Genomic DNA, 25,311 nt, shown 5'->3' with positions numbered 1-25,311 from the left:
AAAGGAGACCCCAATGAAGCTCACCGGCGTTCTGCCCGCTCTGGTCACACCGTTCGATGCCGCCAACAAGGTGGACTTCAAGGCACTCGAAAAACACATGATTGCCCTGAGAGCGGCCGGTGTCGCCGGCTGGGTCCCGATGGGGTCGACGGGCGAATATTTCTCGATGTCGAACGAGGAACGCGAGGACGTGTTGAAGTTCGTGAAGGATTTCGCCAGGGACGGCGAGATCCTGATTGCCGGGACCAACGCGCCGGCGACCCGAGAGGTCATTGAGAACACTGCGCGCGCCCGGGAAATCGGCTACGACACCGTACTGCTCGCCACACCCTTCTACACGCGACCGACGCAGGAGGAGTTGCTCGCGCATTACCGCGCCGTTCTCGATGCGACTGGTGTCAATCTGGTTATGTACAACTACCCGCCGAAGGACGGGATCGAGATCTCCTTCGATCTGATGGACGCATTAGCGGATGATCCCCGGGTGATCGGCATCAAGGAAAGCTCCGGCGTGCTGCAGCGTGCCGTCGACATCCACGCACGCTACAAGGGCAGGATCGACCTCGTCTCGGGTTCGGACGACATTGCACTCGATTTCATGTTCTGGGGCGCGGACGCCTGGATCTGCGGGCCGGCAAACTGCATGGCGAAGGCCTGCTGCGATCTCGACCGGACCTTCCGCTCCGGCGATCTCGCCAAGGCCCGCGAGATGATGACGGTGCTTTACCGTGCCATGAACATCCTCGAGAGCGGCAAGTTCGTCCAGAAGATCAAGTATGGCTGCGAGCTGCAGGGCACGCCTGTCGGCCTCTGCCGCGCACCGCTCGGTGAACTGACGGAAAGCGAAAAGTCCGATTTCCGCGCCGCGATGGAACCGATCCTGAACTGGTGAGGAAGTCGAACGAAACAACGTCGGCTGGGGACGAAATCAGTGGCCACCATCGCAGTCGTCGGCGCCGGCATCATCGGCACCACTCTCGCATATGACCTGCAGCGCCGCGGCAACGACGTTCTGCTGATCGATCGTGAGGCCCCCGGAATGGGCGCATCGTTCGGCAACATGGCCAGCATTGCCGTGACCGAGTTCATGCCGGCGTCACGTCCCGCGATCTGGAAGCAGATGCCGGGATGGCTGATGGATCCGGAGGGGCCCGTCCGGATCCGTCCGTCCTATCTGCCACGACTGGTTCCCTGGTTCCTGCGCTTTCTGGCGGCGAGCCGGCCAGCCAAGCTTCGGGAACTGGAAGAGGCCGGGGCGGTGTTGTGCCGGCGGGTTCATGAGGATCTCGACGCGCTGCTGAAGCAGACCGGTCTTTCGCACATGATGTCGGAAGAAGGCTGCCTGAGCCTCTATGCGGATGACGCCGAGTTCCGGGCCGACCGTGACCATATCGAGATCCTCGAACGCTTCGGATTCCGCCACCGGATTCTCGACGCGGCGGCGATCCGGGATCTGGAGCCGGCCTTGACGACAAGGATCGCCAAGGCTGTCCTTTTCCCCGACAATCGATCGATATCCGACCCTTACCGACTGGTGACGGCCATAGCCGAGCAGTTCCAGGCGATGGGCGGCACGGTGGTCAAGGGCAATGTCGCAGGCTTTGAAGAGACGGACGGTGCGATCGACACGGTGTGTCTGGACGACGGACGCAGGATTGCTGCCGACAAGACGGTGATCGCCGCCGGAGCCTTCTCGACCGAGCTTGCGCGCCTCGTCGGCGAGCCCATCCCGCTGGAGACCGAACGCGGCTATCACACCCAGGTCATGGCGCCCGGCATCTCGATGCGTCATTCGATCATTTGGCCCGCGAAGGCCTTCATGGTGACCCCGACGGCGGGCGGTATCCGCATCGGGGGCACGGTCGAGATGGCGGGTCTCGCGGCCCCGCCGGATTTTCGGCGCGCCAGGGTGCTGGTGAAGCGGGCGCAGGAGGCCTTACCCGATCTCAGGGTCGAGGACGCCACGGAGTGGATGGGGCATCGGCCGGCATTTCCCGACACGGTGCCGGTCATGGGGCCATCCGCGAAAAGAAGCGGTCTCTTTTATGCCACCGGTCACGGACATCTCGGCCTCACCTATGCGGCGACCTGTGCGCGGCTGATGGGTGATCTGCTGTCCGGCATCACACCGCCCGTCGACCTCAAACCCTTTCGTGTCGATCGTTTCTGAAGTGTTCCCCGCCACAAGAGGCCACCATGCGCAATGAACTCTACATCGACGATCAGCGGGTTTTGCCGGTCTGGGGCAAAAAGGTGCTCGCCGCTATCGACACCGGCCGCTTTGTCCGTATCCGGCCGTTGGGGGCCATCGAGCTATCTTGAGGTCAAGCAGTTCACGCGCTTTTCGGGGCTCGATCTCCGGGGGCTGGTGCTTCAAACAGGAGGAAGACCATGAATAGACCGCTGGAAGGCCAGACTATTCTCGTTACCGGAGCCTCTGGTGGTATCGGCCGAGCAATCGTCAAGGCGCTGGCCGCCGAAGGTGCGCGCCCGATCATTCACTTTGGCCGCGATCGCAAGGGCGCCGAGAGTCTGAACGGCGAAATAGGCGACAGCGGGTTCATCCTCTCCGCAGATCTGTCGTCGGCGAACGGCGCTTTCGATTTGTGGGCCCAGGCAATCGACATGGCGGGACGTATACACGGTCTCGTCAACAACGCCGGCGTTCTCAGCCGCATTTCGGTCGAGGCAGATCCCGACGAGTGGCGAGCCGCATGGCAACGGGAATTCCAGATCAACTTCTTTGCCGCAGCGGATCTGCCGAGGGAAGCCATTCGGCACTTCAAGGCGCATGGCGGAGGCCGTATCGTCAACATGGCCTCTCGGGCGGCTCAGCGAGGCTATGCGGCCGACGCCATGCCCTATGGCGCGACCAAGGCGGCGCTCGTCAACCTCACCAAATCCATCGCCCGCTCTTTCGGTCCGGACGGTGTCACCGCGGTTGCGATCGCGCCGGGCTGGGTCCGCACCGACATGGCGAACGGCTTTATTGCGAAACATGGAAAACAGGCGGCGGTTGCCGATATCCCGATCGGCGAAATGGCCGAACCCGAGGACGTCGCAGACCTCGTTGCCTTCTGTTTCCGCGCATCTCAGGCATCGCTGAACGGCGCGACACTCGACGTCAACGGCGGCAGCTACATCCGTTAGGTTCACTCATGGAGATTCCGATGAAGAGGTTCGAAAACAAGGTCGCGATCGTGACGGGCGCTGGTGGAGGAATCGGCTCGGCCATTGCGCGGCGTCTCGCACAGGAAGGCGCGCTGGTTGTCGTCACCGACGTCAATGCCAACGCTGCGGAACAGGTCGCAAAAGGCATCGAGGCCGACGGCGGCAAGGCCAAGGCGATTACCGCCGATATCGCGAAGAAGGATGCCTGCTTCGCCCTGATCGAGCAGGTTTTTGCAGTGAACGGCCGGATCGACGTGCTGGTCAACAATGCCGGCATCAACCGGCGCGGCAATCTGCTGTCGCTGTCGGATGAGGACTGGGACGTGAGTTTCACCGTCAACCTCGATTCGATGTTTCACCTGTGCCGTGCAGCGCTTCCCCACATGATCGAGGCCGGTGGCGGCGCCATCGTCAATACCGCCTCGCAATGGGGGCTCTATCCGGCGCCGAACCACATTGCCTACAACACGACCAAGGCTGCGGTTGCAGCCTTCACCCAGAACCTTGCCCGCGACTACGCGCCTGACAAGGTCCGCGTGAACGCCGTCTGCCCGGGAGAGATCCACACGCCGATGCTCGAAGCCGGCGTCAAGCGCTCCGGCCGGACGATTGCCGATCTCGACAAACTGGTTCCCTTCGGACGCATCGGAAAACCGGAAGAGGTTGCGGCACTCGTCGCCTTCCTTGCCTCGGACGAGGCGGCTTTCATCTGTGGCTCGCTGGTCGAGATCACCGGCGCCCAGGCTGTGGCTTGAGGTTTTTGGCTCGGCCATCGATAGCGATTTCAGCGGCAAGAAATGGGAGGATCGCAGGCGACGCTTGCGGCCCTCGTCGCAGCAGGGGGAGTTCTTTCGAGCGAGCCCTTAGTCGGTGAAAGATAGCGCGGCTTGTCTCCGCGGATAAATATGATTAAAGTAGTCATGTTATATGGTAAAGCTCCTCGCAAGAGCTGCACCGACTGCACCGCCTTTCCGGAAAGGCATGCCCATCCTTCCCGACGGAAAAGGACGACCACCGGCGTTGAACTATCGTCATTCCATGACCTGCCATACCGAAGGCATAAAGGCGATCGCGCCGGCAAAATGGCGCGGTCTCGACGGCCTCATGGGGGTCTACTGGGACGCAGAGGGGCAGGCCGGAGCGCGTGCCTACTACCTGTCGCCCGACCCGCGAATTGTCGTCTTTTTCAATGACGTGTCATCCCATATCCGGATGTCGAACCGTGAAGCTGCCTTCGGCCACCACGACCGCCCGATGACGAGGGCGATCTATGTGCCCGCCGGCGTGCCGCTCTGGACCAGCTTTACATCCCCGCACCGGTTCTCGCATCTGGATCTGCATCTCCACAAGGACCGGCTGCTGCGGTTCCTTGCTCCTGCCGTGGGCACGTCGGTCGCACGGACGGCATTGCGGCGCCCGGTGGAGATCCAGGATGTCGAGGCCATCGAAACCCTCGCAAGCCTCCTTGTCGCGGAAGTTTCCCATCCGACCCGACATGCGGCCTTCGCCGAAAGCCTTGTCGGCAGCATTGTGACCGGCCTTCTCGATCTCCCCGAGCCGGGTGGAGATCAGGTCAACGGACGGCTGACGCAGGCGCAGATGAACAAGCTGGTTGCCCGTGTCGATGCCCGCAGCGATGGCCGCATGACGGTGGCCGAGATGGCGGCAACCGTCGGTCTGTCAGAGAGCTGGTTCGCCAGCGTGTTCAAGCAGACGACGGGCAAGACACCCCTGCAATGGCAGCTCGGAAAACGGATCGAGCATGCGCAGATCCTTCTGCGGGAAAGCGATCTGACTGTTGCAGATGTCGCGGTCCAGCTCGGATTTTCCGATCAGGCCCACCTGACCAAGGCCTTCCGCCAGATCACCGGCGAGACGCCGGCGGCCTGGCGCCGCGTCCAGCAGATACCCTGATCCGGGACGTTCATCCCACCCGGGGGGCCCGGGTGGGATGAGGTCGTTACCAGGTCTGGCGAAGCGTCGCGTAGACTGCACGACCCGGATTGTACCAGTCTGCGCCAAAGCCTCCGTAAGCGACGTGTTTTTCGTCGAACAGGTTGCTGGCATTGACCTGCAGCGTGGTATTTTCCTGGATCTTGTAGCTGAACGACGCGTCGAAGACGATGCTGCCATCGGTCGACTGGGTATTGGCGTTGTCGAAGTAGTAGGCGCTCTGGTAGCGCGCACCCAGTCCGAACGTCATGTCGCCGCGCGAGCCGTTGCCCTCAAGGGCATAGTTGAGCCAAACGGACGCCACGTTGTTGGGAACGAAGGACATTTCGTTGCCTTCGTTTCCGGAGGTGCCGTTTTCGACGATCTCCGACATCATGTAGGAATAGGCCGCCGTCAGGCTGAGATTGTTGGTCAGCTCGGCCTTTGCTTCGAGATCCACGCCGCGAACCCGCACCTCGCCGATCGTTTCCGGCAGGCTGGTAGCCGGGTTGGTGCGGGTGATGTTGTCTTTGGTCAGGTCATAGACGGCGGCGGTGAACAGGGCCGGGAATTCCTCAGGCTGATACTTGATGCCGACCTCGTACTGTGTGCCGCGCTCGGGCTCCACCCCGATCGAGGGCGGCGCAACCGACTCGGCATAGCTCGCATAGGTCGCGAATTGCTCCGTGAGGCGGTAGGTCAGGCCGAGCCGCTTGGTGAACTCGCTGAAATCGCCTTCCTTGGATGTTCCCGTGAGCTTGTTGTCTTCCTGCAGGTCGAGCCAATCGTTACGCAGGCCGACAGTCGCAATGAGCTTCTCGGAGAATGTCAGGTTCTGCTGGACATAGAGAGCCTTGGTGTTCTGCTCGGACGAGGTGCTGCTGTAGGGCGCAGCATAGGTCGGCGCCCCGGTGTAGACCGGATTGGTCCAGTCGATGCCCGGTGCCGCAGCCCAGAAGAGATCGGCATCGCCGGAATGGGTGTTGTAGCCGACGCCGGCCAGCGTCTGGCTGTCCACCGTCTCGAAGCTCGTGTCATATTGCAGGTGGGCATCGACGATGAAGTCTTCGTCGGAGCTGTCGTTGCCGAAGAAATAGCGGTTGGCGATGGTGTCCCCGTTGTCCACCGGTTCGTAGACATAGGCGTAGCCGAAGCCGGTCTCCGACTTGCTGTAGCGGGCATTGGCGTTGAAGGTCAGACCCGAGCCGAAGTCATGGTCGAGCATGACGCTGACCGTGTCGCGCGCCGTTGTGTCGTAGTTGTAGGCCGGCTCGCCGAGGAAAACACTCCTGTCGAGGTCATATCCCACCGGCAGGCCGCCGCCGCCGGGAACGCTGTCCTTGTCGAGGTGGTCATAGACAATGGAAAGGCTTGTCGCGTCGGTCGGGCGCCAGGTCAGGCCGCCCATGAAGAACTTCTCGTCATCCTCGGAGTAGTCATATTCCTTCTCCGCGTTCTGAAGCTTGCCCGTCAGGCGATAGGAAAGCGTATCGTCCTCGGTGATGTTGTCGCCGAAGTCGAACCCGACCTCCGCATGGCTGTAGGAGCCGCCGGAGACATAGGCTTCGCCGAACCGTTCACTCTTCGGCAGCTTCGTCGCATAGTTGACCGATCCACCGGGATCGGAGACGCCGAAGACCGTCGAATTGGCGCCCTTTAGAACCTCGACGCGCTCGAACGCATAGGGCTCTTCGCGAATGCCGCCGAACGGCGCACCGAGCGCGAGCCCATCGCGATACGTATAGGCATCGAAGCCGCGGATCTTGAAGTAGTCATAGCGGTCGTCGGAACCGTAGAAGTCGGTCGTGATGCCTGCCGTGTAGTCCAACACGTCCTCGACGCTTTGTGCGCCCCGCTGCTGGATCTCCTTCGCCGTGATCACGGAGACCGAAGCCGGTGTGTCGAGGATTTCGGTCGCGATCTTGCTGCCGCTCGTAGTCTTGGTCGCGACGATCGACTTCGCATCGTCGTCCGCGCTGCCCGCACCCTGGACCGTGATCGTCTCGAGCACGGTACTCTCATCGGCATCGTCGAGCTGTTGAGCGCGGAGCGAAAGGGGAGCGAGGGCGACGATGGCCGTGCAGCCGAGGAGAACCGCATGGCGGCAACGGAGCAGGCGGCGCCTCGATGTTTCGCTCGTCATTTTGATGTTCATGATCACGTTCCAGAAATTGATGTTGCTGATGCCGGCAGTCGGCAAGGACGCCGGTCATTCGGAAGGCAGGCTTGGAGAGCATCACGTTGAGAGCGTTCCCTGCCGCAAGACCGAGATCCCCTCTCGAAGGCGCAGCCGTCGTGGTCCGTCTGATTTCCCCATGGGGCTTTTAACTTGAGCAATTTAATCCGGTATTGTAACTTTTCTCGTTTTTGTAGGAATCTACGGAAATTACACGCGCCCTTCCGCCGGCGTCCGGATCAGGCTTGACCTCGACTGATGAACCTGAAACTAAAAGTCAACTTAAAGCCGCCTGGGGAATTGGCGAATGCCGCGCTTCTTTCGTTTTCTTGCGCCATGCGCCGCAATCTGGATGTCGATGATTGCCTTCACCGGCGCCCGCGCCGACGACAGCACGATCTACCCGATCACGATCAGGCATGCGCTGGGCACCACGACCATCACTAAGAAGCCGGAACGGGTTGCAACCGTTGCCTGGGCAAACCACGAGGTCCCGCTGGCGCTTGGCGTCGTGCCCGTGGGCTTTGCCGCGGCCAATTTCGGCGATGATGATGGTGATGGGCTGCTGCCCTGGGTGGCTGAAAAACTGGCGGAACTCGGTGCGCCGAGCCCCGCGCTTTTCGATGAGGGCGACGGTATCGATTTCGAGGCGGTTGCGGCGACGCAGCCCGATGTAATTCTCGCTGCCTATTCAGGCCTGACGCAGGCCGACTACGACACGCTGAGCCAGATCGCCCCCGTCGTCGCCTATCCTGACTCGGCCTGGGCCACCGACTGGCGCGAGATGATACGCCTCAACAGCGCCGGACTGGGTCTGGCCGCCGAGGGCGAGGCGCTGATTGAGCGCATCGAGGGCGAGATCGCCGGTACCGTTGCCGGGCATCCTGAGCTTAAGGGCAAAACGGCGATGTTCGTGACCCATCTCGACACCACGAACCTCAGCATCGTCAACTTCTACACGGCCAATGATAGCCGGGTAAAGTTCTTTGCCGATCTCGGGCTGGGCCTGCCGAAGAGCGTCAGGGAAGCCACCCGGCCGGGCCAGTTCTCCGGCTCCGTCAGCGCCGAGCGGATCGACACGTTCGGCGACGTGGACATCGTGGTGACCTATGGCAGCGACGCCCTGCTGGAGGCGATGAAGAACGACCCGCTGGTCTCCCGGATGCCTGCCGTCGAACACGGTGCGATCGTCATGCTGGGCAGTGATCCGGTCGGTACGGCGGCAAATCCCACCCCGCTGTCGATATCCTGGGTCCTCAAGGACTATGTCAACCGGCTGGCCGGGGCTGCGAAGAAGTCTGAATGACGGCGGCAGGCGACATGTTGGCGGAAGGCAAGAGCTTCGTCCAGAAGACGCAGCAACTACGGCTGCTCTGGCTGGCCGGAGTGGTTGTCGCGCTGGCGGTGTTCGGCGTTCTTTCGGTGGCGGTCGGGACGCGCGCGGTGGGCTGGCCCGACATCGTCGCGGCGCTTGGTGGTCGGGTCGAAAGCATCGATCAGGCGGCGATCGCTGCCCGGATCCCGCGAACGGTGCTCGCTCTTCTTTCAGGGGCGGCCCTTGCATTGGCCGGAGCGCTCATGCAGGGGGTCACCCGCAATCCGCTCGCCGACCCCGGCATCCTGGGCGTCAACATGGGCGCATCGCTTGCCATCGTCGTTGGGATCACGTGGTTTCACATTGCCTCGGCGCAGGCCTTCATCTGGACCGCCATCCTCGGCGCCGCCGTCGCCGCGCTCTTCGTCTATACGATCGGCTCGCTCGGCCGTGGTGGGGCAACGCCCTTGAAGCTGGCGCTTGCCGGTACCGCCACGTCGATTGCGTTTTCCTCGCTGGTGATTGCCGTGGTCCTCTCGCGCAACGACATCGCCGGCGGTGTCCGCTCCTGGCAAATCGGGGGTGTGGGCGGCGCGACCTTCGATCGCATCGTTCACGTGCTGCCTTTCCTTGTCGCCGGCTTCGCGATCAGCCTGCTGTCGGCACGGAAGCTGAACTCGCTCGCCCTCGGCGATGAGATGGCCGCCGGACTGGGTGAACGCGTCGCTTGGGCGCGGGCGAGTGCCGCGCTGGGCGCGATCCTGCTGTGTGGTGCAACGACGGCCATCTGCGGGCCGATCGGTTTTGTCGGGCTGGTCGTGCCGCACCTCTGCCGCCTGCTGGTCGGGGTCGATCACCGCTGGCTTCTTCCGTTTTCCGCATTGACCGGCGCGTGCCTGCTGCTCTCCGCGGATGTCTTGGGGCGTCTCGTCGCCCGTCCGAGCGAACTGGATGTCGGGATCGTCACGGCCTTTGTCGGTGCGCCCTTCTTCATCTGGATCGTCAGGCGCCAGCAGGTTCGTGAATTGTGAGCCGGTCCGTTCCCGCCATCGACCGGGTCATTGACGGGCGACGCCGTAATCGGCGGCGGCGCATGCTGATGATCGTTCTCGCCGTCGTGTTGCTTCTCTCCGTCTTTCTTTTGGCGCTGATGCTGGGCCAGTCTTTCACCCCGCTCCGCGATGTCATCCGGGTGCTGCAGGGCGAGAATGTGTCGGGCGCCTCCTTCACCGTCGGCCAACTGCGGCTTCCGAGAGCGATGCTGTCGGTCCTCGCCGGGCTGAGCTTCGGGCTCGGCGGCGCGGCCTTCCAGATCATGCTGCGCAATCCTCTCGCGAGCCCGGACATCATCGGCATCAGTTCCGGCGCGGGCGCCGCCGCGGTCTTCGCCATCGTCGTTCTCGGGCTCGACGGACCGATCGTCTCGGTGTTCGCGGTGGGCGCAGGGCTCGGCGTGGCCATGTTGATCTATGGCCTGTCCTTCAGGAATGGGGTTGCGGGAACGCGTTTCATCCTCGTCGGCATCGGCGTCTCGGCAATGATGGAGAGCTTTATCGCCTACACGCTGTCGCAGGCGCCGGCCTGGGACCTGCAGGACGCCATGCGCTGGCTGACGGGCAGCGTCAACGGTGCGCAGATCGAACAATCGGCCCCGCTTCTCGCTGCTCTCGCGGTTTTCGGTGGCCTCCTGCTGGCTCGTGCCCGCGATCTGGAGGCGCTGAGGCTCGGTGACGACACCGCCGCCGCACTCGGCACCGATGTCGGACGCACCCGAATGCTTGTCACCATCTCCTCCGTCGGCCTCATCGCGGTGGCGACGGCGGTGACCGGCCCGATCTCCTTCGTGGCCTTTCTGTCGGCGCCGATAGCCGCCCGCCTGACCGGTGCTTCCGGCTCGCTGCTGATCCCATCGGCGCTGGTCGGGGCACTGCTTGTCCTTGCCGGCGACTATTGCGGGCAGTTCCTGTTGCCGGGCCGCTATCCGGTCGGCGTGGTGACGGGAGCTCTAGGGGCGCCCTACCTGATTTACCTGATCGTTCGCGTCAACCGGACCGGAGCTTCGCTATGAGCGCGCATTCCCTGACCGTCAGCCAGCTCGCGGCCGGTTACGTTGACAGCCTTGTCCTCGACGGGCTCGACCTTGAAGTTCCGCCCGGCAAGATCACAGCGATTGTCGGAGCCAATGCCTGCGGCAAGTCCACGTTGCTGCGGGCGATGTCACGGCTCCTCCGTCCGAAGCGGGGAAACGTCCTGCTCGACGGCCGGTCCATCCATCACACGCCGCCCCGGCAGCTGGCGCAGACGCTCGGACTCTTGCCGCAGTCGCCGATTGCGCCCGAAGGCATCACGGTTGTCGACCTCGTCAGCCGCGGACGGCATCCGCATCACGGAATGCTCTCGCGCTGGACCCGGCGCGACGACGAGGCGGTGGCTACGGCCCTGGAGGCAACGAGGACGGTTGATCTCGCCGAGCGGCCGGTGGACGAGCTTTCCGGCGGCCAGCGCCAGCGCGTGTGGATTGCCATGGCCTTGGCGCAGCAGACGGATCTGCTGCTGTTGGACGAGCCGACCACCTTTCTCGACATCAGCCACCAGGTCGAGGTGCTCGATCTTCTGACCGACCTGAACCACACCCGTGGAACCACCATCGTCATGGTCCTCCACGACCTGAACCTTGCCGCACGTTACGCCGACCATCTGGTTGCGATGGCGCAGGGACGCCTGCATGCCTCCGGCAGACCGGAGGACATTCTGACCGCAGAAAACGTGCGCGATGTCTTCGGACTGGAGAGCCGCATCATCGCCGACCCGACGTCGGGAAAGCCGATCATGTTGCCCATCGGCCGGCACCGGATGATTGCGGAACGGGACTATCCGGCACGAATGGACAATCTCGGGAAAGAGGAGCGGTGATGAACGGAGTTCAGGAATTCAAGCTCACGGGTACCGCCGTGCCGATGAACCCATCGGCCATGCTCGATGAGATCTGCGAGCATTTTGTCGAGCACTCCGATGTCCGGCGAAACGGGAGAGCCGTCCAGCTGACGAGCGAGACGGGAACCGCGGATATCCGCATCGAGGACGACCGGTTGCTGATCGCATTGACAGGCCCGAGCGAGGAGGCACTGCAGCTGAGCCGCAACAATATCGCCGAGCACCTCTTCTACTTCGCCGGCGATGACCCGTTCGAGCTGACCTGGTCCGATCCTTCACGGATCAAGGTCGTGCCGAACATCCACGAGGCAACGGTGGTGTCCGCCGAAGACGTGACGCCGCACATGCGTCGGGTGAAGTTCGCTTGTGCCGATGTCGCGCCCTTTGTCGGCGGCGACATGCATGTGCGCCTGCTTGTACCGCCGAAAGGCAGGACACCGGTCTGGCCTGGCCTGCGCGAAGACGGGCGTGTAGATTGGCCGCAAGGCGAGGATGAACTGCTGGTACGGGTCTATACGATCCGGGCCGTCGATCCGGAACGTCGTGAACTCTGGGTCGATTTCCTCCAGCATCGGGCGCCCAGCGTCCCGACCCCGGGCGCCGACTTCGCTCGCGACGCGCTGCCGGGCGACAGGGTAGCGTTTTTGGGGCCGGGTGGCGGGGACCTCCCCGTCGCCTCGTCCATTCTGCTGGCCGGCGACGAGAGTGCGCTTCCCGCGATCGCCCGCATCGCTGCCGAGGTCACTCCGGGTACCCGGATGCAGGCGATAATCGAGGTGAAGAATGCCGCGGAGGAACAGCCGCTGCCGACAGCGGGTGAGCTCGCAGTCACCTGGCTTCACCGCGATGGTTATCCGTCCGGTTCGTCCGGCAAACTTGTCGCCGCGATCCGGGATGCGATCACCGCGATTGACGAGGAGACCTTTGTCTGGGTGGCCTGCGAGAAGGAGGATGTGCGGACGGTTCGCCGCCTCCTCAAGCAGCGGGGACATGACCGGAAGCGGATGTATGTGGCCTGGTATTGGGAACGCGACGGCGGTGGAAAAGACTGAGCATCGAACGGTGCCCGCTTGATCCACAGGTTTCGGCTCCAGACGACCTTGCGCATCGAGCAGAAAAATAGCCGGATATTGAATATGCCAGCCGAGGGCGTCCCGGCATCTTCAATGCGCTGATATGTCTGACCCTATGACGATCGCTCGGCCACTGGCATCCGTCAGGCGGCGGACTGTTGTCCGAACGCTTGGTTGACCGACCCGCTCCGAGATGCGAGGTTCGCCAACTATGTTCACCGGCAAGACCACAGTTGATCGACCGAAGAGCTTGCTTTGGCTGCAAGCCGGCAGTTGCGGCGGATGCACCATGTCCGTGCTGGACAATGGCGCCCAGGGCTGGGCGCGTGAACTGAAGGCCTTTGGTATCGACCTGTTGTGGCACCCATCCCTGAGTGAGGAGACGGGCGTCGAGGCAATCGAGATTCTTGAAGCTGTGGCCGAGGGCCGCACGCCACTCGATTTTCTCTGCATCGAAGGCTCAATCCTGCGCGGTCCAAACGGCACCGGTCTCTTCAACCGCCTCGCCGGTACCGACCGCACCATGTTCGAATGGGTGAAGCGTCTGGCACCCCACGCCGAATATTGTCTGGCGGTCGGCACCTGCGCATCCTATGGCGGCATTCATGCCGCCGCTCCGGACCCGACCGATGCCTGCGGACTGCAATATGAGGGCTCGCTTTCGGGTGGGGCGCTCGGCAGCGATTTCCGCTCTCGGTCCGGCCTGCCGGTCATCAACGTGGCAGGCTGCGCGCCGCATCCCGGCTGGATCATGGAGACGATCGTCGCCTTGCAGATGGGCGATTTCGACGACCGCGATCTCGACCGGCTCGGCCGGCCGAAATTCTACGCCAAGACGCTTGCCCATCACGGCTGCGAGCGCAACGAATACTATGAATTCAAGGCGAGCGCCGAAAAGTTCTCCGATCTCGGTTGCATGATGGAGCATCTTGGCTGCAAGGCGACGCAGGCGGTCGGCGACTGCAACCAGCGCGGCTGGAACGGCGGCGGCTCGTGCACCCATGGCGGCTTTTCCTGCATCGCCTGCACCTCGCCGGCCTTCGAGGCCGCGACGGGCTTCCTCGAAACGACGAAGGTCGGCGGCATCCCGGTCGGCCTGCCCCTCGACATGCCGAAAGCCTGGTTCGTCGCCCTTGCGGCCCTGTCCAAATCGGCGACACCGGACCGTGTGCGCGAAAACGCCACCTCTGATCGCGTCATCCTCGACCCCCGGCGCAACGGGAAGTCTGGCGAATGAGCCGCGTCGTCGCAGGGCCGTTCAATCGCGTCGAGGGTGATCTCGAGGTAACCCTCGACATCAGCGACGGCGTCATCAACAAGGCCGAGGTCACCACTACGCTCTATCGTGGTTTCGAGCAGATGCTTGCCGGGCGACCGGGCCTCGATGCCCTGGTGGTCGCACCGCGCATCTGCGGCATCTGTTCCGTGTCGCAGTCGATTGCCGCTGCCGCTGCCCTGCGCGACCTGGCGGGCGGCCGCGCCGCGCCGAACGGCTATCTTGCCGCCAACCTGGCGCACGCGGCCGAAAACATCGCCGATCACCTGACCCATTTCTACCTGTTCTTCATGCCGGACTTCGCGCGTGACGAATATGCCGGGCGTCAGTGGTTTGGCAGTGCCGTCGAGCGCTTCAAGGCGGTGAGTGGCGGAGGCTCGGCCGAATTCCTGCCGATGCGAAAGCGTCTGCTGGAGGTCATGGGCGTCATCGCCGGCAAGTGGCCGCATTCGCTGGCCTTCCAGCCCGGCGGTACCACGCGGGCGATCGATGTCGGCGAGCGTGTCCAGTTGGCGACCCTTCTCGGCGAGTTCGAGGTGTTTCTCGAGAGGGTGCTTTACGGCGTGCCGCTGGCGCAGGTCTTTTCCATGGAGACGGAGGACGAGCTTGCCGCCTATGCGGGCGAACCCGGTGGCGACTTCCGCTTCTTCCTGCGCCTCGCCGACGATCTGGCCTTGTCGCGGCTCGGCATGGGACCGGGCAGGCTGTTGTCCTACGGCGCCTACCACACGGCGGACGGATCGCTGATGCCCGCGGGTGTAGCGTCAGCCGACGGCACGGTAGCGCCTCTCGATGTCGAAGGTATCTCCGAGGACGTCGCGCATTCGTGGTTCATGAAGACCGGGGACAGGCCGTGGGATTCCGAGACCGTGCCGACCGCGGAGAAGGAAGGGGCCTATTCCTGGGCCAAGGCCCCGCGGCTGGCCGGTTATCCCGCGGAAACCGGCGCGGTCGCCCGGCTCGCGGTTGCCCGGCATCCCCTGATCCTCGCCCTCATTGCCCGCGACGGCGGTACCTCGGTGCGAACCCGGATCGTCGCCCGGTTGGTCGAGACTGCTTTCCTCGTCCACAGCATGCAGGGGTGGCTCCGCCAGCTTCGGCTGAAGGAAGAGTTCTGCAGTCATTTCGCCCTGCCGCATGAGGCAACGGGTGTCGGGCTCGTGGAAGCCGCCCGCGGCGCGCTCGGTCATTGGGTGAGCCTCCGTTCCGACAGCATTGAGCGCTATCAGATCATTGCCCCGACCACTTGGAACTTCTCGCCGCGCGATGTCGCCGGTGTTCCCGGGCCGCTCGAGAGCGCCTTGGCCGGCCTCGACACCGGCGGCCTCGGTGCGAAGTCGGCCGCCCTCCAGCATGTGATCCGGTCCTTTGATCCCTGCATGGTTTGCACGGCACACTAAGCCTGGCCGGCAGCGGCGCCCGAAGCCGGCAAGACCGTTTGCAGCGATGTAAGCCACCTTTACGGCCAGCTCTCCTGCTGACGCCGGGCTGCCATTCCCGAATCCAGAAATAGTTCATTTATATCAATAGTGTGACAGGGAAGTTTTCGACGCGGTCCCAATTGGTCCGCTTCTTGCTGTTCCTTCCTGAGACAGAACTGCGACGTCCGTCGGGCGCCGTGATCGGGGATGGAATGCCGGAGGAGCACTATGGCAACTGCTGAGACTTTCTATGACGTCATTCGCCGCCAGGGGATCACCCGGCGCAGCTTCACCAAATTCTGCAGCCTGACGGCCGCCAGCCTGGGCTTCGGTCCTGGTGCTGCGACGGCAATGGCCGAGGCGCTTGAGACCAAGGAGCGCGTCCCGGTCATCTGGATGCACGGGCTCGAATGCACCTGCTGTTCGGAAAGTTTCATTCGCTCGGCGCATCCGCTGGTCAAGGACGTCGTCCTGTCCATGATCTCGCTCGACTATGACGACACGATCATGGCGGCAGCCGGGCACCAGGCCGAAGCGATCCTCGAAGAGACCAAGGAGAAATACAAGGGCAAGTACATCCTTGCTGTCGAGGGAAACCCGCCGCTCAACGAGGACGGCATGTTCTGCATCGACGGCGGCCGCCCCTTCGTCGAGAAGCTGAAATGGATGGCGGAAGACGCCATGGCGGTCATCGCCTGGGGCGCCTGCGCGTCCTGGGGCTGCGTTCAGGCGGCCAAGCCGAACCCGACCCAGGCCACCCCGATCGACAAGGTCATCCGCGACAAGCCGATCATCAAGGTGCCCGGCTGTCCGCCGATCGCTGAGGTGATGACCGGCGTCGTCACCTTCATCACCACCTTTGGCCGGCTGCCGGAGCTCGACCGCCAGGGGCGCCCGAAGATGTTCTATTCGCAGCGTATTCACGACAAGTGCTACCGCCGCCCGCATTTCGATGCCGGCCAGTTTGTCGAGGAATGGGACGATGAGGGCGCACGCAAGGGCTACTGTCTCTACAAGATGGGCTGCAAGGGTCCGACGACCTACAACGCCTGTTCCACCGTCCGCTGGAATGGCGGCGTTTCCTTCCCGATCCAGTCGGGCCATGGCTGCATCGGCTGCTCGGAAGACGGCTTCTGGGATCAGGGCAGCTTCTATGACCGCCTGACCAACGTCCACCAGTTCGGCATCGAGTCGAACGCCGACAAGATCGGCATGACCGCAGCCGGCGTCGTGGGCGGGGCAATTGCCGCGCATGCGGCCCTGACCGCCGTCAAGCGCGTCACCACGAAGCGCGAAAAAGCCGACGCTTAAACAGATCCGGGGTAGGAAACAGCATCATGACCATTCAAACGCCGAACGGCTTCTCGCTGGACAATTCCGGCAAACGCATCGTCGTCGATCCCGTCACCCGCATCGAGGGTCACATGCGGGTCGAGGTCAACGTCGACCAGGACAACATCATCCGCAATGCGGTCTCGACCGGCACCATGTGGCGCGGCATCGAGGTGATCCTCCGCAATCGCGACCCGCGCGACGCCTGGGCCTTTACCGAGCGGATCTGCGGTGTCTGCACCGGCACGCACGCCCTGACCTCGGTGCGCGCGGTTGAAAACGCGCTTGGCATCACCATCCCGGAAAACGCCAACTCGATCCGCAACCTGATGCAGCTCGCGCTGCAGGTTCATGACCACGTGGTGCACTTCTACCACCTGCATGCGCTTGACTGGGTCGATGTCGTTTCGGCGATTTCGGCGGATCCAAAGGCCACCTCGGCGCTGGCGCAGTCGGTATCCGATTGGCCGCTCTCCTCGCCGGGTTATTTCAAGGACATCCAGACCCGTCTGAAGAAATTCGTCGAATCGGGACAGCTCGGCCCGTTCAAGAACGGCTACTGGGGAAGCCCGGCCTACAAGCTGCCGCCGGAGGCCAACCTTATGGCGGTCGCGCATTATCTCGAAGCGCTCGACTTCCAGAAGGAGATCGTCAAGATCCACACCATCTTCGGCGGCAAGAACCCGCATCCGAACTGGCTGGTCGGCGGTGTTCCCTGTCCGATCAACATCGACGGCACCGGTGCGGTTGGCGCGATCAACATCGAGCGCCTGAACCAGGTGACTTCGATCATCGACCAGCTCATCGAATTCAACGACAAGGTCTACGTTCCAGACGTCATCGCCATCGGCTCGTTCTACAAGGACTGGCTCTACGGCGGTGGCCTGTCGAGCAAGAACGTCATGTCCTACGGCGACGTGCCGGAGCATGCCAACGATTATTCGGAAGCCAGCCTGAAGCTGCCGCGTGGCGCGATCATCAACGGCAATCTCGCCGAGGTCCTGCCCGTCGACCATGCCGACCCCGAGCAGATCCAGGAATTCGTTGCTCATTCCTGGTACAAGTATCCGGACGAGACCAAGGGCCTCCACCCGTGGGATGGCGTCACCGAGCCGCACTATGAACTCGGCCCGAACGCCAAGGGAACCAAGACCAACATTGAACAGCTCGACGAGGGCGGCAAGTATTCCTGGATCAAGTCGCCGCGCTGGCGCGGCCATGCCATGGAAGTCGGGCCGCTGGCGCGCTGGATCATCGGCTACGCCCAGAACAAGGCGGAGTTCAAGGATCCGGTCGAAAAGCTGCTCAAGGACCTCGACCTGCCGGTCTCGGCGCTGTTCTCGACGCTCGGCCGCACCGCCGCCCGCGCGCTGGAGTCCCAGTGGGCCGGCTACCAGATGCGGTACTTCCAGAACAAGCTGATTGCCAACATCAAGGCCGGCGACCAGAGCACCGCCCATGTCGACAAGTGGAAACCGGAGACCTGGCCGAAGGAGGTCAAGGGCGTCGGCTTCACAGAAGCGCCGCGCGGTGCGCTTGCCCACTGGATCAAGATCAAGGACGGCAAGATCGAAAACTACCAGTGCGTCGTTCCGACCACCTGGAACGGCAGCCCGCGCGATCCGAACGGCAACATTGGAGCCTTCGAGGCGTCGCTGCTCGACACGCCGATGGCCAATCCCGAACAGCCGCTGGAAATTCTCCGCACGCTGCATTCCTTCGATCCGTGCCTGGCATGCTCGACGCATGTCATGAGCCCGGATGGACAGGAAATGGCCAAGGTTCAGGTCAGGTGAGGAGGAGCCGCCATGAGTGTGAACAAACCACTGGCGGGCGACTCGCACGGTGAGGCCGTCGTCGAGCGCGAAACCGTCTACGTCTACGAAGCACCAGTGCGCATCTGGCACTGGGTGAATGCCTTCGCTATCTTTATGCTGGCCTTGACCGGCTATTTCATCGGAACGCCGCTCCCGAGCATGCCGGGGGAGGCAAGTGCACACTTCCTGATGGGTTACATCCGGTTCGCGCACTTTGCGGCCGGTCAGATCCTGACGGTCTTCCTGCTGCTGCGGATCTACTGGGCCTTCGTCGGCAATCCGCATGCCCGGCAGATCTTCTACGTGCCGTTCTGGAGCGGGCAGTACTGGAAAGAATGGCTGCATGAGGTCAAGTGGTACAGCTTCCTCACCAGCCAGCCGAAGAAGTACATCGGCCACAATCCGCTGGCGCAGTTCTCGATGTTCCTGGCCTTCACCGTGCCGCTCGTCTTCATGGTCGTCACGGGCTTCGCACTCTACAGCGAAGGAGCCGGACGCGACAGCTGGCAGTATGCCCTGTTCGGCTGGGTGTTCTCGATCTGGCCCAACAGCCAGGACGTCCACACCTACCATCACTTCGGCATGTGGGTGATCCTGCTCTTCGTCATGATCCATATCTACGTGGCCGTGCGCGAGGACATCATGAGCCGCCAGAGCATCATTTCTTCGATGATCTCGGGCGAACGCCTCTTCAAGGATCGGGAGGACTAGATGGAGACCTCCGCTTCCTCCGGGCCGAGCATTCTCGTGCTCGGAATCGGCAACATCCTCTGGGCCGACGAAGGCTTCGGCGTTCGTGCTGTCGAGGCTTTCCACAAGGCTTACGAGGTGCCCGACAATGTCACCATCCTCGACGGCGGCACGCAGGGGCTCTACCTCGTGCAATTCGTCAATGATCACGACCGCCTGATCGTTTTCGACGCCATCGACTATGGCCTGGTTCCCGGCACGATGAAGGTCGTCGAAGACGACGAGGTCCCGAAGTTCACCGGGGCCAAGAAGATGAGCCTGCATCAGACCGGCTTCCAGGAGGTGCTGAGTGCCGCCGACTTCATGGGGCACTACCCGGAGCGCCTGACGCTCATCGGCTGCCAGCCGCTGGATCTCGAAGACTGGGGTGGTCCGTTGACCCCCCCGGTCAAGGCGGTCATCCCGGCGGCGGTCGAAACGGCGGTCCGCATTCTGCGCGGCTGGGGCGTGGCCGTGAAGGCAAGGCCGGAAGGGGTGGACGTTCTGCCGCTCCTCGAGAACGACATCGATTTTGAAAACTACGAGCGGCGCGTCGAACTGGCCGCACTCAATCCTTGAGGAGGAACCCAATGAACCACAAGACCTTGGCGATGACGCTTGCCGCGCTGGCGCTGCCAGGCGTAGCCAATGCCCATGTCGGCCTCCATACCGATGGGGCGCTTGCCGGAATCAGCCACCCGTTCGGTGGCCTCGACCATGTCCTGGCCATGGTTGCCGTCGGCTTCTGGGCTGCATCCCTCGGCGGGCGGGCCCGCTGGATCGTTCCCCTGACCTTTGTTGCCGTGATGGGGCTTGGCGGTGTCCTCGGCATTCTTGGAACCCAGCTTCCGATGGTCGAGACCGGGATTGCCCTGACGGTGGCCGTACTGGGTCTGTTGGTGGCCTTCGAAGTGAAAGTTCCGACTTCGGCCGCAGTCGGCATCGTCGGTCTCTGTGCGCTGTTTCACGGCCATGCCCACGGCAGCGAGCTTCCGTCAATGGCCAGTGCCGGCGGCTATGTGTTCGGCTTCATGGCGGCGACGATCGTCCTGCATCTGATCGGCATCGGCCTTGCATCGCTGCGTTTCGGCAGTGCCGGGCGGTTTGCCGGACGAGCAGCAGGCGCGGCCGTTGCCCTTGCGGGCGCCGCCCTGATGGCTGGTTGATCTCTCCCGGGGCCTGAGCCCTCCCGGAAGCCGCGCGGACCCCGCCGCCGCGCGGCTTCTCCTTTCACGGAATCGGAAAACGTCGCGGGTATCACGAGGGAGACGGACGTCATGTGCATAGGAATTCCGATGCGGGTCATCTCGAACGGTGATTTCGTCGCCGAATGCGAGCGCCATGGCGTGATATCATCGGTTTCGCTCATGCTGGTCGGCCCCCAGGCTGCCGGAACCTATCTCCTGACCCATCTTGGCTCGGCCATACGCGTTCTCGATCCGGTGGAAGCGCGCGCGATTGATGATGCACTCGCCGGGCTTGCCGAGGCAGTCGAGGGCAGATCCTTCGAATCCCTTTTCGCCGACCTCGTTTCCCGCGAACCGGAATTGCCGCCGCATCTCCGTTCGGAATGAAAAGTAAACTTTCAGTATGGAAATTGACTTTCCACATTTTCGACGAAACTATCTCCGCGCCCTGAAAATTTCCCTTCCAGAACAACGGAATCTTTCTTTTCTCAGTTTGGCACGGCGTTTGCTGTTCAGTTTCTGAGAATGTTCTGAATAGTGAATCTGTGGAGGAGATAATGCCATCCAATCTGGTCCGCGCCCTGAGCGAAAGGGCGCGCCTGCCTATAGTCGATGAGACGAGCATCGATGCCTTTCTCTCGCCGGCAGCCGGCGAGCCCGAAAATACGGTGCTGTTCTTCACCGGCGATCCTGCGCAGCGGCCCGAAGCCGACGACGTTGCCGTCGTCCTCCCCGAACTCCTCCAGGCATTTGATGGCCGCCTGCGCGGTGCGGTCGTGCAGCGCGGCACGGAGGACAAGCTCAAGTCACGCTTCAACGTGGTGGTCCTGCCGAGTCTCGTCGTGACCCGTCGTGATCAGCCGGTCGGTGTGCTGGGCAAGATCCGCGACTGGTCCGAATATGTCGAGAAGATCGGCGGATGGCTGTCGCCCGATGCCCCGGTCATGCTGCCGTCCGGCGGACCGAAGGTGGAAATCACCCATGCTGGCAAGGAGATCGTAAGATGAAGGCAGGTTTCTGGGTTGCCCCCGAGGGCGAGGATGCCGCAATGACGGTAATGCCGATCGGCGCCGAACCGCCGCTGCGTGCACGCAAGCTGAATTTCCTTGCAACGAGCACGGCCGAGGAGATGATCCGGCGATGTCGCCGGACGGCAGAGCTTCTTCCGGAGCTCGCCGATGCGCTCGCGGTCCAGATGGCCGATCAACCGGGCAGGCTTTTCGACATCACCGACTTTCCCGACGACGACCGCGAGCTGATCACCCAGACCCTCGGCGAAGGTGAGGTGGCCGGTGTTGCTGCATTGGCTGGCGGAATTACGGCACAGATGCAGGAGGCCGTGATGGCCGGTGTCTGGCGTATCCGCTTCACCGACGCGGACGGCCGCTTGCTCGCGGATTACATCGAAGTGGCGAGCATTCCGGCCGCCGTGCGCCAGGCCTGCTCCGTGCTGCAGCCGACGGTCAGCCATGGTCCGGCTCCGGCTGGCGCGATGAACGTCATGCCGGTTCTCACCGAGATCGGCGACCGGACGGGCCGCTATCGTGAAGGAGACTCTGCTCACATCATCACGTTCTCACTCTTTCCGATGAGCCCCGAGGACATGAGCTTCCTGCAGGACACGCTGGGCGCCGGACCGGTACAGCTGACCTCGCGCGGCTATGGCACCTGCCGGATCGTCGCGACCGGCGTGCGCAATGTCTGGTCGGTCCAATTCTACAACGCCATGGACACGATCATTCTCGATACCCTGGAGATCTGCGACATTCCCGCCGTCGCGATCGCGGCGGAAGAGGATTTCCGCGATTCGGAAGTACGTCTGCGCGAGATCGAGGAGGCCTATTTCAAATGAGCGCCTTCGAGAACTTCGGCAAGCGCGAGACCGTGTCGGACGACGACCGCATGGAATGCGGCATCTGCTGGTATGTCTACGATCCTGCCGAAGGCGATCCCGTCTGGCAGATCCCCCCGGGCACGCCTTTCTCGGCGCTGCCCGAGGACTGGCGCTGTCCGAATTGCGATGCGCTCCAGTCGAAATTCATGAGGCTCGGCGATGCAGGCTGATTTGGCTGCGGACGAGCTAGCCGGCGGAGATCCGGCACTGGCGCTGGGGCAGCGGCTGGAGACGTGCTACCGGCACATCCATGCCACGGCCATGGCTGACGTGCCGATCTGCAATCCGGCGCTCGGCGTGGCGGCGACCGGTTTCAGGACCTATGGCGGGCGTGCCTTCGGCATCGTCACGACACCCTGGTTCATGAACCTGGTGGCCAGCGACCTGCCGGACGGCACGCCGTCTGCACCGACAGGCACCGGCATGACCGTACGCATCGGCTTGCCCGCCGGCGAGGTCGATTTCATCGCCGGCGAGCTCGATGGTTTCGGCAGGGTCGATTCCTGTTCGCTGTTTTCGCCAGTCTTCGAATTCGTCTCTATGGAGGCGGCGCTGGAAACGGCGGACGAAGCCGTTCGCGCCTTCTTCGATCCGGCCGCCCTCGAGCCACCACCGCCGCCACCCGCTGCCGTCAACCGGCGGGATCTTCTGCGCGGCAGCTTCGGAAAACGCGAGGAGGTGTCGGAATGACGTTTCTTCTCGGAGCTGGTGTCATCAGGATCGACGTGACGGTGTCGCGCGCGCTCGCATGCTCCGTGGCGGTCAAGGCGAACCGGCCCCAGGGTTTGACGCGGATGTTTGTCGGGCGCCGGCCCGAGGAGGCTCCCTTACTCGCGGGACAGGTCTTTTCGCTTTGCAGTTTCTCGCAGTCGGTCGCAGCGCGGCTCGCAGTTCTCAATGCGGCTGACCTCCCGATGGGCGATGACGAACGGCGGCGCGCCGCTGCTGGCCTGCTGGCTGAGAGGATTTTTGAATCCCTTAGGGCGCTGATCCTTCATTGGCCGGTTTCATTGCCCGAACCCCTGACGGCCGCGGCTGGAAAGCACTTGCGGGAAGCGCTTGCCGCATCGCAGGCGATCATCGCGGAAGTCAAGGCGAAGGATGTCGACCGCCAGAGACTGGCGGCGGCCGCTGCTCGCTTGTCCGGCGCAGCGACGGGCCTCGGTATTCCCGCGCAGGGTTCCATGCCGCTGGCCGGTACCGCCTGTGCGGCAATCCTCGGTGATGCCACCAGTGACCACGCCTTTGCGGGCCGTCGGCCCGACCGCCTGACGATTGCCGACGATGCGGAAGTTGTTGCCCGTCTTTGTGACGAAGCCGACTATGCGGCACTGCCTCATCTGTCCGGCCGGATTGCGGAAACCGGCGCCTATAGCCGGCCTGGCGGGGCCGACGGAAACCGGCAAAGCTCGCATCTTGCCGATCGTTTTCTCGCCCGGACCGGTGACGTTGGTCGCTGCCTGGGAGCACTTCACGCACTTGTCGAAACCGGCGAGCAGGACTGGGCCTTGCTCGCCGACTCTGGACCCAGCCCCGGGGTGGGCGGCTATGGCGCGGTGGAATGTGCGCGTGGCAGGCTCTATCATCAGGCCGAACTGGGTGCCGACGGCAGGCTTTCGGCCTACCGCATCCTTGCGCCGACGGAGTGGAACTTCCATCCGGCCGGCCCCTTCGTGGAAACCGTCCTGTCCTCGCGCATCGGCACGGGAGAAATGGCGGTGCGGTCGGTCTCGCGGCTCGCGGTGCTTTTCGACCCTTGTGTCGCCTTCGAGGTGGACGTCCGGGAGGCGACCCATGCATGAGATGTCATTGATGGAAAGCGTGATCGACATTGCCTGCGAGACGGCCCGGCAGAACGGCGCGACCAGGGTGAAGTCGATCCGTCTCGATGTCGGCGTGCTGTGCCATGTCGATCCGCATGCGCTTCTGTTCTGCCACGAGGCGGTCCGCCATGGCACGATCGCCGCCGATGCGGAGCTGGAGATCAACCGCGTTGCCGGACAAGGCTGGTGCCTCGACTGCGGCAAGACGGTCGCCTTGCAGGAGCGCTTCGGGGCGTGCCCGGACTGCGGAAAGTACCGCGTGCAGATGACTGCGGGCGATGAATTGAAGATCAGGGACATGGAGGTGATCTGATGTGCACGGTATGCGGTTGCGGAACTTCGACCATCGAGGGCCACAAGGGCGGGTCAGACGCTCATGGGCACGACCATCACCATGTGCACGACCACGAACATCACCACGGCCATGGGCACCATCATGACCATGATAACGCCCACCAGCACCATGCCGACGAGCACGACCATCATCACGCGGAAGATGGCAGCGTCCATTATGGGCAGGGGATCGCAGGGGTTCATGTTCCGGGCATGAGCCAGGAACGCATCATCCAGGTGGAGCGTGACATTCTGTCGAAGAACGACGCTTACGCGATCGAGAACCGGCGCTATTTCGGCGAGCATGGCATCTTTGCGCTGAACTTCGTCTCCAGTCCTGGTTCGGGCAAGACCAGCCTGCTGGTGCGTACGATCAGCGATCTCAAGGGACGCCTGCTCATCAACGTGATCGAAGGCGATCAGCAGACCTCGAACGACGCCGCCCGCATCCGCGAGACGGGCGCGCGGGCAATCCAGATCAACACCGGCAAGGGTTGCCATCTCGACGCCCATATGGTCGGTCATGCGACCGAGGATCTTGCTCCGGAGCCGAACTCGGCGTTGTTCATCGAGAATGTCGGCAACCTGGTCTGTCCTTCGGCCTTCGATCTCGGCGAGGCGCACAAGGTCGTGGTCCTCTCGGTGACCGAAGGCGAGGACAAGCCGCTCAAATATCCCGACATGTTCGCTGCCGCCGACCTCATGATCCTCAACAAGGCCGACCTGTTGCCGCATCTCGACTTCAATGTCGGGCTCTGCATAGCGAATGCGCTGCGCGTCAATCCGCGCCTGCAGACGCTCACCGTCTCGGCTCGCACCGGCGAGGGCATGGAGGCCTTCTACGCCTGGCTCGAAACCTCGGCCGCTCGCAGATCCACCCGGACAAAGGTGGCCTGAC

Annotated in this window: 27 protein-coding genes; 26 read left to right on the top strand and 1 reads right to left on the bottom strand. The window is 63.1% G+C overall.

Translation table 11 applies throughout. The features are described from left to right. Positions 1–13: 13 nt before the first annotated feature. The 6 genes from HHL25_RS21295 (at position 14) to HHL25_RS21275 (ending at position 5,085) form a co-directional block, all read left to right on the top strand. Positions 14–892 carry a dihydrodipicolinate synthase family protein gene (locus HHL25_RS21295; RefSeq protein ID WP_169595250.1) on the top strand — a complete coding sequence of 293 codons (879 nt, stop codon included), beginning with the start codon at positions 14–16 and terminating at the stop codon, positions 890–892. 39 nt (positions 893–931) lie between these two features. Further along, a complete protein-coding gene (locus HHL25_RS21290; protein WP_169595249.1) occupies positions 932–2,170 on the top strand; it encodes an NAD(P)/FAD-dependent oxidoreductase in 1,239 nt (412 codons plus the stop codon). A 26-nt stretch (positions 2,171–2,196) separates the two neighbouring features. Continuing rightward, complete coding sequence (locus HHL25_RS23650) at positions 2,197–2,322, top strand: hypothetical protein (RefSeq protein WP_261345129.1); 126 nt, start codon at positions 2,197–2,199, stop codon at positions 2,320–2,322. A gap of 69 nt (positions 2,323–2,391) precedes the next feature. Beyond that, positions 2,392–3,150, top strand: a complete 759-nt coding sequence (locus HHL25_RS21285) for an SDR family NAD(P)-dependent oxidoreductase (RefSeq protein ID WP_169595248.1) — start codon at positions 2,392–2,394, stop codon at positions 3,148–3,150. Positions 3,151–3,170: 20 nt separating this feature from the next. Next, the gene (locus tag HHL25_RS21280; RefSeq protein ID WP_169595247.1) at positions 3,171–3,926 is read left to right on the top strand and encodes an SDR family NAD(P)-dependent oxidoreductase; all 756 of its coding nucleotides are present in this window, start codon (positions 3,171–3,173) and stop codon (positions 3,924–3,926) included. Between the two features lie 265 nt (positions 3,927–4,191). Continuing rightward, positions 4,192–5,085 carry a helix-turn-helix domain-containing protein gene (locus tag HHL25_RS21275; RefSeq protein WP_205927969.1) on the top strand — a complete coding sequence of 298 codons (894 nt, stop codon included), beginning with the start codon at positions 4,192–4,194 and terminating at the stop codon, positions 5,083–5,085. Between the two features lie 46 nt (positions 5,086–5,131). On the opposite strand, the gene HHL25_RS21270 is transcribed toward HHL25_RS21275, so the two are convergent. Next, the gene (locus tag HHL25_RS21270) at positions 5,132–7,258 is read right to left on the bottom strand and encodes a TonB-dependent siderophore receptor (RefSeq protein ID WP_169595245.1); all 2,127 of its coding nucleotides are present in this window, start codon (positions 7,256–7,258) and stop codon (positions 5,132–5,134) included. Positions 7,259–7,586: 328 nt separating this feature from the next. Here HHL25_RS21270 and HHL25_RS21265 point away from each other — a divergent pair, with 328 nt between their 5' ends. From HHL25_RS21265 to hypB, 20 genes are all read left to right on the top strand, one after another. Further along, the gene (locus HHL25_RS21265; RefSeq protein ID WP_169595244.1) at positions 7,587–8,585 is read left to right on the top strand and encodes an iron-siderophore ABC transporter substrate-binding protein; all 999 of its coding nucleotides are present in this window, start codon (positions 7,587–7,589) and stop codon (positions 8,583–8,585) included. A 14-nt stretch (positions 8,586–8,599) separates the two neighbouring features. Then, entirely contained in the window at positions 8,600–9,625 is a 1,026-nt protein-coding gene (locus HHL25_RS21260) for a FecCD family ABC transporter permease (RefSeq protein ID WP_390624531.1), read from the top strand. Positions 9,626–9,687: 62 nt separating this feature from the next. Further along, a complete protein-coding gene (locus HHL25_RS21255) occupies positions 9,688–10,662 on the top strand; it encodes a FecCD family ABC transporter permease (RefSeq protein ID WP_169595242.1) in 975 nt (324 codons plus the stop codon). After that, on the top strand, positions 10,659–11,507 hold the full coding sequence (locus tag HHL25_RS21250) for an ABC transporter ATP-binding protein (protein WP_169595241.1): 849 nt from the start codon (positions 10,659–10,661) through the stop codon (positions 11,505–11,507). Before HHL25_RS21255 ends, HHL25_RS21250 begins: the two co-directional genes overlap by 4 nt. After that, on the top strand, positions 11,507–12,580 hold the full coding sequence (locus tag HHL25_RS21245) for a DUF2218 domain-containing protein (protein ID WP_169595240.1): 1,074 nt from the start codon (positions 11,507–11,509) through the stop codon (positions 12,578–12,580). The genes HHL25_RS21250 and HHL25_RS21245 overlap by 1 nt, the downstream gene beginning before the upstream one ends. 232 nt (positions 12,581–12,812) lie before the next feature. Then, entirely contained in the window at positions 12,813–13,838 is a 1,026-nt protein-coding gene (locus HHL25_RS21240) for an NADH-quinone oxidoreductase subunit B family protein (RefSeq protein ID WP_169595239.1), read from the top strand. Continuing rightward, on the top strand, positions 13,835–15,277 hold the full coding sequence (locus tag HHL25_RS21235) for a nickel-dependent hydrogenase large subunit (protein ID WP_169595238.1): 1,443 nt from the start codon (positions 13,835–13,837) through the stop codon (positions 15,275–15,277). The genes HHL25_RS21240 and HHL25_RS21235 overlap by 4 nt, the downstream gene beginning before the upstream one ends. A 249-nt stretch (positions 15,278–15,526) precedes the next feature. After that, a complete protein-coding gene (locus tag HHL25_RS21230; RefSeq protein ID WP_169595237.1) occupies positions 15,527–16,609 on the top strand; it encodes a hydrogenase small subunit in 1,083 nt (360 codons plus the stop codon). A gap of 26 nt (positions 16,610–16,635) precedes the next feature. Beyond that, positions 16,636–18,426 carry a nickel-dependent hydrogenase large subunit gene (locus HHL25_RS21225; RefSeq protein ID WP_169595236.1) on the top strand — a complete coding sequence of 597 codons (1,791 nt, stop codon included), beginning with the start codon at positions 16,636–16,638 and terminating at the stop codon, positions 18,424–18,426. 12 nt (positions 18,427–18,438) lie between these two features. Continuing rightward, positions 18,439–19,158: a Ni/Fe-hydrogenase, b-type cytochrome subunit gene (cybH, locus tag HHL25_RS21220; protein ID WP_169595235.1), complete on the top strand. Its 720-nt coding sequence runs from the start codon at positions 18,439–18,441 to the stop codon at positions 19,156–19,158. Further along, positions 19,159–19,755: a HyaD/HybD family hydrogenase maturation endopeptidase gene (locus HHL25_RS21215; RefSeq protein ID WP_169595234.1), complete on the top strand. Its 597-nt coding sequence runs from the start codon at positions 19,159–19,161 to the stop codon at positions 19,753–19,755. It begins immediately after the preceding gene. 11 nt (positions 19,756–19,766) lie between these two features. Then, positions 19,767–20,342 carry a HupE/UreJ family protein gene (locus HHL25_RS21210; RefSeq protein ID WP_169595233.1) on the top strand — a complete coding sequence of 192 codons (576 nt, stop codon included), beginning with the start codon at positions 19,767–19,769 and terminating at the stop codon, positions 20,340–20,342. Positions 20,343–20,453: 111 nt separating this feature from the next. Then, positions 20,454–20,750 (top strand): HypC/HybG/HupF family hydrogenase formation chaperone, encoded by a 297-nt coding sequence (locus HHL25_RS21205; protein ID WP_169595232.1) that lies wholly within the window; start codon positions 20,454–20,456, stop codon positions 20,748–20,750. A 170-nt stretch (positions 20,751–20,920) separates the two neighbouring features. Continuing rightward, a complete protein-coding gene (locus HHL25_RS21200) occupies positions 20,921–21,370 on the top strand; it encodes a hydrogenase accessory protein (protein ID WP_169595231.1) in 450 nt (149 codons plus the stop codon). Then, complete coding sequence (locus HHL25_RS21195; RefSeq protein ID WP_169595230.1) at positions 21,367–22,215, top strand: hydrogenase expression/formation protein; 849 nt, start codon at positions 21,367–21,369, stop codon at positions 22,213–22,215. The genes HHL25_RS21200 and HHL25_RS21195 overlap by 4 nt, the downstream gene beginning before the upstream one ends. Next, positions 22,212–22,427 carry a rubredoxin gene (locus HHL25_RS21190; RefSeq protein ID WP_169595229.1) on the top strand — a complete coding sequence of 72 codons (216 nt, stop codon included), beginning with the start codon at positions 22,212–22,214 and terminating at the stop codon, positions 22,425–22,427. Before HHL25_RS21195 ends, HHL25_RS21190 begins: the two co-directional genes overlap by 4 nt. Beyond that, positions 22,417–22,947, top strand: coding sequence for a [NiFe]-hydrogenase assembly chaperone HybE (gene hybE / locus HHL25_RS21185; protein WP_169595228.1), 531 nt, complete (start codon positions 22,417–22,419; stop codon positions 22,945–22,947). The genes HHL25_RS21190 and hybE overlap by 11 nt, the downstream gene beginning before the upstream one ends. Next, positions 22,944–24,059, top strand: a complete 1,116-nt coding sequence (locus tag HHL25_RS21180) for a hydrogenase assembly protein HupF (RefSeq protein ID WP_169595227.1) — start codon at positions 22,944–22,946, stop codon at positions 24,057–24,059. Before hybE ends, HHL25_RS21180 begins: the two co-directional genes overlap by 4 nt. Next, the gene (gene hypA / locus HHL25_RS21175) at positions 24,052–24,393 is read left to right on the top strand and encodes a hydrogenase maturation nickel metallochaperone HypA (RefSeq protein WP_169595226.1); all 342 of its coding nucleotides are present in this window, start codon (positions 24,052–24,054) and stop codon (positions 24,391–24,393) included. Before HHL25_RS21180 ends, hypA begins: the two co-directional genes overlap by 8 nt. Continuing rightward, complete coding sequence (hypB, locus tag HHL25_RS21170) at positions 24,393–25,310, top strand: hydrogenase nickel incorporation protein HypB (RefSeq protein ID WP_169595225.1); 918 nt, start codon at positions 24,393–24,395, stop codon at positions 25,308–25,310. Before hypA ends, hypB begins: the two co-directional genes overlap by 1 nt. The last annotated feature ends 1 nt before the right edge of the window (position 25,311 follow it).

Source organism: Rhizobium terricola, assembly GCF_012927355.1.
GTDB classification, from domain to species: Bacteria; Pseudomonadota; Alphaproteobacteria; order Rhizobiales; family Rhizobiaceae; genus Allorhizobium; species Allorhizobium terricola.
The sequence above is the reverse complement of the archived record's forward strand: the minus strand, read 5'-3'. Positions and strand labels throughout refer to the sequence as shown.

Excerpts from the sequence above, each read along its gene's own strand:
- hypA (WP_169595226.1), top strand. The coding sequence starts at position 24,052 with ATGCATGAGATGTCATTGATGGAAAGCGTGATCGACATTGCCTGCGAG.
- HHL25_RS21225 (WP_169595236.1), top strand. The coding sequence starts at position 16,636 with ATGACCATTCAAACGCCGAACGGCTTCTCGCTGGACAATTCCGGCAAA.
- hybE (WP_169595228.1), top strand. The coding sequence starts at position 22,417 with ATGCAGGCTGATTTGGCTGCGGACGAGCTAGCCGGCGGAGATCCGGCA.
- HHL25_RS21240 (WP_169595239.1), top strand. The coding sequence starts at position 12,813 with ATGTTCACCGGCAAGACCACAGTTGATCGACCGAAGAGCTTGCTTTGG.
- HHL25_RS21270 (WP_169595245.1), bottom strand. The coding sequence starts at position 7,258 with ATGAACATCAAAATGACGAGCGAAACATCGAGGCGCCGCCTGCTCCGT.
- HHL25_RS21295 (WP_169595250.1), top strand. The coding sequence starts at position 14 with ATGAAGCTCACCGGCGTTCTGCCCGCTCTGGTCACACCGTTCGATGCC.
- HHL25_RS21265 (WP_169595244.1), top strand. The coding sequence starts at position 7,587 with ATGCCGCGCTTCTTTCGTTTTCTTGCGCCATGCGCCGCAATCTGGATG.
- HHL25_RS21245 (WP_169595240.1), top strand. The coding sequence starts at position 11,507 with ATGAACGGAGTTCAGGAATTCAAGCTCACGGGTACCGCCGTGCCGATG.
- HHL25_RS21190 (WP_169595229.1), top strand. The coding sequence starts at position 22,212 with ATGAGCGCCTTCGAGAACTTCGGCAAGCGCGAGACCGTGTCGGACGAC.
- HHL25_RS21230 (WP_169595237.1), top strand. The coding sequence starts at position 15,527 with ATGGCAACTGCTGAGACTTTCTATGACGTCATTCGCCGCCAGGGGATC.
- HHL25_RS21260 (WP_390624531.1), top strand. The coding sequence starts at position 8,600 with ATGTTGGCGGAAGGCAAGAGCTTCGTCCAGAAGACGCAGCAACTACGG.
- hypB (WP_169595225.1), top strand. The coding sequence starts at position 24,393 with ATGTGCACGGTATGCGGTTGCGGAACTTCGACCATCGAGGGCCACAAG.
- HHL25_RS21195 (WP_169595230.1), top strand. The coding sequence starts at position 21,367 with ATGAAGGCAGGTTTCTGGGTTGCCCCCGAGGGCGAGGATGCCGCAATG.
- cybH (WP_169595235.1), top strand. The coding sequence starts at position 18,439 with ATGAGTGTGAACAAACCACTGGCGGGCGACTCGCACGGTGAGGCCGTC.
- HHL25_RS21205 (WP_169595232.1), top strand. The coding sequence starts at position 20,454 with ATGTGCATAGGAATTCCGATGCGGGTCATCTCGAACGGTGATTTCGTC.
- HHL25_RS21210 (WP_169595233.1), top strand. The coding sequence starts at position 19,767 with ATGAACCACAAGACCTTGGCGATGACGCTTGCCGCGCTGGCGCTGCCA.
- HHL25_RS21200 (WP_169595231.1), top strand. The coding sequence starts at position 20,921 with ATGCCATCCAATCTGGTCCGCGCCCTGAGCGAAAGGGCGCGCCTGCCT.
- HHL25_RS21235 (WP_169595238.1), top strand. The coding sequence starts at position 13,835 with ATGAGCCGCGTCGTCGCAGGGCCGTTCAATCGCGTCGAGGGTGATCTC.
- HHL25_RS21280 (WP_169595247.1), top strand. The coding sequence starts at position 3,171 with ATGAAGAGGTTCGAAAACAAGGTCGCGATCGTGACGGGCGCTGGTGGA.
- HHL25_RS21180 (WP_169595227.1), top strand. The coding sequence starts at position 22,944 with ATGACGTTTCTTCTCGGAGCTGGTGTCATCAGGATCGACGTGACGGTG.
- HHL25_RS21215 (WP_169595234.1), top strand. The coding sequence starts at position 19,159 with ATGGAGACCTCCGCTTCCTCCGGGCCGAGCATTCTCGTGCTCGGAATC.
- HHL25_RS23650 (WP_261345129.1), top strand. The coding sequence starts at position 2,197 with ATGCGCAATGAACTCTACATCGACGATCAGCGGGTTTTGCCGGTCTGG.
- HHL25_RS21250 (WP_169595241.1), top strand. The coding sequence starts at position 10,659 with ATGAGCGCGCATTCCCTGACCGTCAGCCAGCTCGCGGCCGGTTACGTT.
- HHL25_RS21285 (WP_169595248.1), top strand. The coding sequence starts at position 2,392 with ATGAATAGACCGCTGGAAGGCCAGACTATTCTCGTTACCGGAGCCTCT.
- HHL25_RS21255 (WP_169595242.1), top strand. The coding sequence starts at position 9,688 with ATGCTGATGATCGTTCTCGCCGTCGTGTTGCTTCTCTCCGTCTTTCTT.